Origin of the sequence: Kitasatospora sp. NPDC093558 (genome assembly GCF_040683475.1) — a bacterium.
Taxonomy (GTDB): domain Bacteria; phylum Actinomycetota; class Actinomycetes; order Streptomycetales; family Streptomycetaceae; genus Kitasatospora.
The window spans coordinates 1-1706 of sequence record NZ_JBFBDY010001022.1; the positions used below are offsets into that span (position 1 = coordinate 1).

The following is a 1706-nucleotide window of genomic DNA, read 5'->3' on the forward strand; positions in this document are numbered from 1 at the left end:
GGATGACGGAGTCCGGGCGGGCGAGCAGCGGCAGGGTGTGGAAGCCGTGCTGCTCGCGCACCCAGCGCGGGCCGGTGACCTGGTCGCCCGTGAGGACGTTGGTCCACGTCCCCTCGGGCACGTAGTACTCGACCGTGCCGTCCTCGGTGAAGACCGGGGCGACGAGCAGGTCGTCGCCGAGCATGTACTGCCGGTCGAGCGTGCCGACGGCCGGGTCGTCCGGGAACTCCAGCACCATCGCCCGCATCACGGGGACGCCGGTGGCGTGGGCCTGCTGCGCCGCGCGCTGGAGGTAGGGCGCGAGCCGGTGCTTGAGCAGCGTGAACTCGCGGGTGACCTCGACCGCCTCCTCCCCGAATTCCCACGGCACCCGGTAGGACTTGCTGCCGTGCAGCCGGCTGTGCGAGGAGAGGAGTCCGAACTGCGTCCAGCGCTTGAAGACGGCGGGGGTGGGGGTGCCCTCGAAGCCGCCGATGTCGTGGCTCCAGAAGCCGAAGCCGGACAGGCCGAGGGACAGGCCCCCGCGCAGCGACTCCGCCATGGCGTTGAAGTGCGACTCGCAGTCGCCGCCCCAGTGCACCGGGTACTGCTGGCCGCCGGCGGTGGCGGAACGGGCGAACAGCAGCGCCTCGCCCTCCCCGCGCTCCTCGCGGAGCAGCTCGAACACCGCCTGGTTGTACAGGTGCGTGTAGTAGTTGTGCATCTTCTCGGGGTCAGAGCCGTCGTGCCAGACCACGTCGGTGGGGATGCGCTCGCCGAAGTCGGTCTTGAAGCAGTCCACGCCGACGTCCAGCAGGGCGCGCAGCTTGCCGGTGTACCAGTCGCGGGCGGCGGGGTTGGTGAAGTCCACCAGGGCCATGCCCGGCTGCCACAGGTCCCACTGCCACACGCTTCCGTCCGCGCGCCGCACGAGGTGGCCCTCTCGCAGGCCCTCGGCGAACAGCTCCGACTTCTGCGCGATGTACGGGTTGATCCAGGCGGAGATCCGCAGCCCCTGCTCCTTGAGCCGGGCCAGCATGCCGGCCGGGTCGGGGAAGGTGTCCGGGTCCCACACGAAGTCGCACCACTGGTACTCGCGCATCCAGAAGCAGTCGAGGTGGAAGACGCTCAGCGGGATGCCGCGCTCGGCCATGCCGCCGACGAAGCGGTTGACGGTGGCCTCGTCGTAGTCGGTGGTGAAGGAGGTGGTCAGCCACAGGCCCAGCGCCCAGGCCGGGGGCAGCCCGGGGCGGCCGGTGAGCGCGGTGTAGCGCTCCAGGATCAGCTTGGGGGTCGGCCCGTGGACGACGAAGAACTCGAGTGACTGGTCCTCGACGCTGAACTGGACCTGCCCGACCGACTCGGAGCCGACCTCGTAGCTGACCTTGCCGGGGTGGTTGACGAAGACGCCGTAGCCCCGGTTGGTCAGGTGGAACGGGACGTTCTTGTAGGCCTGCTCGCTGGTGGTGCCGCCGTCCGCCTGCCAGATGTCCACCACCTGGCCGTTGCGGACGAACGGGGTGAACCGCTCCCCCAGGCCGTAGACCAGCTCGCCGACGCCGAGGGCGAGCTGTCCGAGCATGTGGTGCCGGCCGTCGGCGTCGGTGACGAAGCCGGTGCCGCGCTCGCCCACCGAGGTCAGGACCCGCCCGCCGGCGGTGAACTCCAGCTGCCACGGCCTGGCGGTGTCCACCCGCAGCGTCAGTTCGCCGGCGCAGAGCTCCACG

General features: G+C 70.7%; 1 protein-coding gene. It reads right to left on the reverse strand.

All coding sequences use genetic code 11. The features are described from left to right. Positions 1-1706, reverse strand: a 1706-nt coding sequence (gene yicI, locus AB0O00_RS38065; RefSeq protein WP_363659267.1) for an alpha-xylosidase, incomplete at both ends; no start/stop codon positions are given.